Below are 6170 nucleotides of genomic sequence, written 5' to 3' on the forward strand. Positions count from 1 at the left end.
GAGCAGGAAACGTGATGCCCCGCAGCTCCCCCGATCCCGCTCGGCGCCGACGGTGGCCGACCATTGCCGTCGCGGGGGCGGCCGCGATGCTCGCGCTGACGTCGTGCGCGGGGGCGGCGCCGGCGGGGCCGGAGTCCTCGGGCACCGGGATCGCGTTCTCGGCGTCTCCCGAACCGGTGGTCTCGTCGACCCCGTCCTCGCCCGCCTCGACGGCGTCGCCGCCGGCGCACCGTTCCCCGGGGCCGAAGCCGACGCTTTCCCCAACCCCCACGCCGGTGCGGCGGATCGCCTGTCCCCGGAACCCTCTGCGCGGCGTCTATCACCCCGACCGCCTCACCGTGCTGGGCACGTGCCGGTGGTTCCGGGGAACGGTCACTTCCACCCGGTACGAGGAGGACGGCGACTACCACGTCGACGTCGCGCCGGCGGCCGGGTTCGGCCGGTTCCTGGACCAGGACAACGAGCTCTACCAGCACGGCTCGCTGGTCACCGAGATCATGCCGGGGCAGTCGCTGCCGGTGCCATCGGTGGGGGAGCGGGTCGCCGTGCTGGGGACGTGGGTGTACGACTCCGACCACGGCTGGAACGAGATCCATCCGATCTGGGCCATCCGCTACGTCGCCACGGGGGTGCTGGTCCGCCGCCTTCCGCCGAAGACGCCGCGGTACCAGCCGGGCGAGGGGGGCTCCGGCGGCGGTTCGGGAGGCTCGGGCGGCGGGGGGAACTGCGACCCCGCCTATCCCACGGTGTGCATCCCGCCGCCTCCGCCCGACCTCGACTGCGCGGACGTCCCGTACCGGGACCTCAAGGTGCTGCCTCCGGACCCACACGGCTTCGACGGCGACGGGGACGGGATCGGCTGCGAGAGCTGAGCCCAGCGACCGGAGAGCCTGAGCCGCCGCCGGGCTCGGCCGGGCGAGGCGTCCCGATATCATGGCGGCCATGCCCAGGCTTCGGTTCCCGGACGGCCGCACCGTCGAGCTCCCCGAGGGGGAGCCGGTGGGCTCCATCCTGTCGCAGGAGGCGGTCGCCGCTCGCGTGAACGGCACGCTGGTCGACCTTTCCCACGTCCCGGAGGGAGACGCGGACGTCGTTCCCGTGTCCGCGGGCGACCCAGACGCTCTCCACGTCCTCCGCCATTCCACGGCCCACGTCATGGCGCAGGCCGTGTGCGACCTGTTCCCGGGCGCCAAGTACGCCATCGGCCCGCCCGTGGAGGACGGCTTCTATTACGACTTCGAGCTATCCGTCACGCTCACGCCGGACGACCTCCCGCGGATCGAGGACCGGATGCGCGAGATCGTGGCCAAGGACCAGCCGTTCGTCAGGGAAGAGGTCTCCCGCGACGAGGCCCTTCAGCGGTTCGAGGACCAGCCGTTCAAGCGCGAGATCATCGAGTCCGTCGACGCCGAGGAAGGGGCGCTCGGGGACCGCATCTCCATCTACCGGAACAACTCCTGGGCCGACATGTGCCTGGGACCGCACGTCGCCTCCACCGGCCGGATCGGCGCGTTCAGGCTGCTGTCCGTGGCGGGCGCGTACTGGCGGGGCGACGAGCACCGGCCCCAGCTCCAGCGGATCTACGGGACCGCGTGGCCTTCGCAGGAGGAGCTCGACGCGTATCTCCACCGGCTGGAGGAGGCGGAGCGCCGCGACCACCGCAAGCTCGGCCGCCAGCTGGACCTGGTGTCGTTCCCCGACGAGGTGGGGGCGGGCCTGGCCGTGTGGCATGCGCGCGGTGGGATGTTCCGCAAGCAGCTGGAGGACTTCGTGCGCGAGGTCCACCTGAAGCACGGCTACGAGATGGTGTCCACGCCGCACCTGGCCCGGGCCAACGTGTGGGCGACCTCCGGCCACCTCGAGAAGTACCGGGAGAACATGTACCCGGCGATGCACGAGGACCAGGGCGGCGAGTACTTCGTCAAGCCCATGAACTGCCCGCTGCACGTGCTGATCTACAAGTCGCAGACCCGGTCCTACCGGGACCTCCCGATGCGGCTGTCGGAGCTGGGAACCGTGTACCGCTACGAGCGGCCCGGGACCCTGCACGGGTTGCTGCGGATCCGGGGGCTGACCATCGACGACGCCCACATCTTCTGCCGTCCGGACCAGCTCGTCGACGAGATCCGGGGGGTGTTCGACCTCACGCTGGAGGTGCACCGCACCTTCGGGTTCGGCGACCCGGTGGTCGAGCTGTCGACGCAGCCCACCGGCGGCAAGGCCATCGGCGACGAGGAGATGTGGACCCGCGCCACCGACACCCTCCGCCAGGCACTCGACGCCAGCGGCATGCAGTACCGCCTCGCGGAAGGGGAGGGCGCGTTCTACGGGCCGAAGGTGGACTTCCACTTCCACGACGCCATCGGGCGGCTGTGGCAGCTCACCACCGTGCAGTGCGACTTCGCCCTGCCGGAACGGTTCGACATCGAGTACACGGGCGACGACAACGAGCGCCACCGCCCGGTGATGATCCACCGCGCCATCCTGGGCTCCGTGGAGCGGTTCGCCGGCGTGCTCATCGAGCACTACGCGGGCGCGTTCCCGCTGTGGCTCGCTCCGGAGCAGGTCCGCATCGTGCCGGTGGCCGAGCGGCACACCGAGCACGCACAGTCGGTCGCCACCGGCATGCGCGAGGCCGGGCTGCGCGTGTCGGTGGACGACAGCCGGGAGACCGTTCCGAAGAAGATCCGTGCGGCCCAGCTGATGCGGATCCCCTACACCCTGGTGGTGGGGGACAAGGAGATCGAGGCGGGGACGGTGGCCGTGCGCGACCGAGAGGGGAAGGAAGTGCGTGGCGTGCCCCTGGACACGTTCGTGGAGCGGGCGTCGGAGGAGGCCCGCACCCGCGCCCTCGAGTCCAGCCGGTTCTAGGGCGCCGAGGTGGACCGGCTGTGGAGCCCCTGGCGGATGGCCTACATCGAGGCGGCGCACGAGGAGCCCGAGGGCTGCCTGTTCTGCGAGCTCCTGGCCAAGGGCGACGACGAGTCCTCGTTCATCCTGGCCCGCGACGGCGCGGCGTTCGCGCTGCTGAACGCCTACCCCTACAACCCCGGACACCTGATGGTCGCGCCGACCCGCCACGTCGGGGAGATCGAGCAGCTCGACGAGGGCGAGCTCCTGGCCACCGGGCGGCTGGTGCAACGGGCCGTCGCAGCGCTTCGCGAGGAGATGAGCCCCCACGGGTTCAACCTCGGCGCCAACCTGGGGCGCGTGGCCGGCGCCGGCATCCCCGGCCACCTGCACTGGCACGTCGTCCCTCGCTGGAACGGCGACACCAACTTCATGCCGGTAGTGGGGGAGACGCGCGTCCTCCCCGAGTCCCTGGAGGACACCTACCGCAGACTCCGGCCCCGGTTCGCGAGCTCCTCGCGCTGACCGGAGGGCGTCAGCCCCGGCAGGCTCCCTGTTCGCTCTCGAACAGCACGACAATGTCGGCCCGCTTCAGCGTGGACGTCCCGACCGGCGACGTCCGCTTCCACTGGACGAGGAACTGGTGTCCCCGCACGGCCGAGGAGATGCCGGGGTCGGTCCAGGTGTAGGAGAACGAGTTCGCGCCCGTGGGACTGGTGACGAAGGGCGCGATCCCCGGCTGGACGATCTTGCTGCCGGCCACCGACACATCCTGCAGGCGGAACGCGACCGGCTCCCCGGACACCACGGCGCTCACGGTGATGGACATGGGGAAGATGGAGGACACGGTCGGCTTCAGATCCGGGATCGTGGCGAAGGAGGAGGACGAGGTCGACAGGGAGGCCGTCCGCCACGCCACCGTCTGACAGTTCACCGCCGTGTTCCCTCCGCCGCTGGCCGCCCACACGGTGAGCGGGATGGCGGCGACCAGGACGCCTGCCGAGGCGACGACGAGCCACTTCCGCATGGTGACCTCCTCCTACTTGTGGGCCTCTTCCTTCGCCCTCTGGTGCTCCTCGATGACCTTCTGCGCGATGTGGGACGGCACTTCCTCGTAGTGGGAGAACTTCATGGTGAACGCGCCCCGGCCGCCGGTCATGGAACGGAGGTCGATGGAGTAGCGCGCCACCTCGGCCTGCGGGGCCAGCGCACGGACGCGCTGCTTTCCGGCCCCGATCTGCTCCATGCCCAGGATCTTGCCGCGCTTGGAGTTCAGGTCGCCCATGATGTCGCCGGTGTGGTCCTCCGGGACCACGATGTCGAGCTCCACGATGGGCTCCAGCAGGGCCACCCCGGCCAGCTGGGCGGCCTCCTTCAGCGCGTGCGAGCCGGCGATCTGGAACGCGATGTCGGAGGAGTCCACCGAGTGGAACTTCCCGTCGTACAGGGTGACCCGCACGTCGACCATCGGGTAGCCCGCCGCCACGCCCTCGCTCATCGCCTTCACCACGCCCTTCTCCACCGAGGGGATGAACTGGTTGGGGATGACGCCGCCCACGATCCGGTCGACGAACTCGAACCCGCCGCCGTGGGGGAGGGGCTCGACCTCGACCCAGCACACGCCGTACTGCCCGTGGCCGCCCGATTGCTTCACGTGGCGGCCCTGCGCCTTGGCCATGCCCTTGATGGTCTCCTTGTACGGGATCCTGGCGGGCCGGTGCGTCACCTCGACGCCGTACTTGCGCTTCATGCGGTCAAGGACCACGTCGAGGTGGGCCTCGCCCATGCCGTACATGACGGTCTCGTGCGTCTCCTCGGAGCGCTCGACGCGGAGGGTGGGGTCCTCCTCGGTGACCCGGGCGATGGCCGTGGACAGCTTGTCCTCGTCCCCTTTGGTCTTGGGCTCCACGGCGAAGGCGAGCAGCGGCTCCGGCATGGTCACCGGCGGCAGCGTGACGGGGTCGTCCTTGGTCGAGAAGGTGTCCCCGGTGGTGGTGTGCGACAGCTTGGCCACGGCGCCGATGTCGCCGGCCGGCGCCTCCGAGACCGTCTCGTGGTCCTTGCCCTTCAGCGTGAACAGCTGGCCGACGCGTTCGTCGGTGCGTTTGGTGGCGTTGAACACCGAGGCGTCGGGGCGGATCCGCCCCGAGAACACGCGGAACATGCTGATGTGGCCGACGTAGGGGTCGGACACCGTCTTGAACACCAGGGCGGTCAGCGGGGCGGACGGGTCGCACGGCCGTTCCTGCTCCGTGCCGTCCTTGGCGATCACCTTGACCGGGGGCCGCTCGGTGGGCGCCGGGAAGACGTCGGCGATGAACCGGGTCACCCGGTCCACGCCGGCCGGCTTCGCGGCGGCGGACAGCAGGACCGGGGCGATCTTGGCCTCGTGGAACCCGGCACGGACCCCTTTCACGATCTCGTCCTCGGCCAGCTCGCCCGACTCCAGGTACTTTTCCAGCAGGACGTCGTCCGCCTCGGCCACCGCCTCGGTCAGCTTCTCGCGGAAGGGGTCGGCCTTGGCCACGATGTCCTCCGGCCAGTCGCCTTCCTCTCCCTGGGGCGAGGAGCCGTACCGGTAGGCCCGGCGGGACAGCAGGTCGGCCACGCCCTCGAAGCTGTGCTCCTCACCCAGCGGGAACTGGAGGGGCGCGACCTGGGTGCCGAAGGCCTTGACCAGGCCGTCGAGGGTCCGTTCGAACGACGCCCGCTCCCGGTCCAGCTTGTTGATGAGGATGGCCCGGGGCAGCCCGGCCTCGGCGGCGAGCTCCCAGCCGATCTCGGTCTGCACCTCCACGCCCTCCACCGCGGACACCACGATGAGGACCGCGTCCACGGCCCGGACGGCGGAGTACACGTCGCCAACGAAGTCGGCGTAGCCGGGGGCGTCGAGGAGGTTGATCTTCACCTCGCCGACCTCGATGGGGGCCATCGACAGCGAGACGCTGATGCCCTTGCGGATCTCCTCGGGGTCGTGGTCGGAGACGGTGTTGCCGTCCTCAACCTTGCCCATCCGGGTGATGGCGCCGGCGGCGAACACCATCGCTTCCATGAGCGTGGTCTTGCCCGCTCCGCCGTGCCCGAGGAGCAGGACGTTTCGGATGTTGGCCGCGTCGTAGGTCTTCATCGGTCCTTCCGGGCTCGTGGGGAATCGGTTCGCGATTCTAGCGCTCGAAGCGGAGCGGGCTCGGCGGGGGCTCGGCGGGGCCGCGGCGGGCCCGATGGTAGGCTCGCCCCCGGCATGGGGGAGCGCGCGCTGAGGCCGTTGGCGGGCCAGGCGGAGCAGCCCGCGGCCCTGGCGATGGCGGGGGCCGTCGCGC

5 protein-coding genes are annotated in these 6170 nt (G+C 70.7%); 3 read left to right on the top strand and 2 right to left on the bottom strand.

Going from position 1 to position 6170, the window contains the following annotated elements:
- The first annotated feature begins 11 nt into the window (after positions 1-11).
- From M3Q23_13005 to M3Q23_13015, 3 genes are all read left to right on the top strand, one after another.
- Positions 12-872, top strand: a complete 861-nt coding sequence (locus M3Q23_13005; protein MDP9342978.1) for a hypothetical protein — start codon at positions 12-14, stop codon at positions 870-872.
- A 70-nt stretch (positions 873-942) separates the two neighbouring features.
- On the top strand, positions 943-2871 hold the full coding sequence (gene thrS, locus M3Q23_13010) for a threonine--tRNA ligase (GenBank protein MDP9342979.1): 1929 nt from the start codon (positions 943-945) through the stop codon (positions 2869-2871).
- Positions 2872-2880: 9 nt separating this feature from the next.
- On the top strand, positions 2881-3375 hold the full coding sequence (locus M3Q23_13015) for an HIT domain-containing protein (protein MDP9342980.1): 495 nt from the start codon (positions 2881-2883) through the stop codon (positions 3373-3375).
- Positions 3376-3385: 10 nt separating this feature from the next.
- Here the strand turns inward: M3Q23_13015 and M3Q23_13020 are convergent, their stop codons facing one another.
- Together M3Q23_13020 and fusA are read right to left on the bottom strand one after the other, a co-directional pair.
- Positions 3386-3877, bottom strand: a complete 492-nt coding sequence (locus M3Q23_13020) for a hypothetical protein (GenBank protein ID MDP9342981.1) — start codon at positions 3875-3877, stop codon at positions 3386-3388.
- A 12-nt stretch (positions 3878-3889) separates the two neighbouring features.
- Positions 3890-5977 (bottom strand): elongation factor G, encoded by a 2088-nt coding sequence (fusA, locus tag M3Q23_13025; GenBank protein MDP9342982.1) that lies wholly within the window; start codon positions 5975-5977, stop codon positions 3890-3892.
- Positions 5978-6170 lie beyond the last annotated feature (193 nt).

Source organism: Actinomycetota bacterium (assembly GCA_030774015.1).
In the GTDB taxonomy this organism is placed as follows: Bacteria; Actinomycetota; UBA4738; order UBA4738; family JACQTL01; genus JALYLZ01.

Bases quoted from the DNA above. Each gene is read 5' to 3' on its own strand.
- thrS (MDP9342979.1), top strand. From the start codon at position 943: ATGCCCAGGCTTCGGTTCCCGGACGGCCGCACCGTCGAGCTCCCCGAG.
- fusA (MDP9342982.1), bottom strand. From the start codon at position 5,977: ATGAAGACCTACGACGCGGCCAACATCCGAAACGTCCTGCTCCTCGGG.
- M3Q23_13020 (MDP9342981.1), bottom strand. From the start codon at position 3,877: ATGCGGAAGTGGCTCGTCGTCGCCTCGGCAGGCGTCCTGGTCGCCGCC.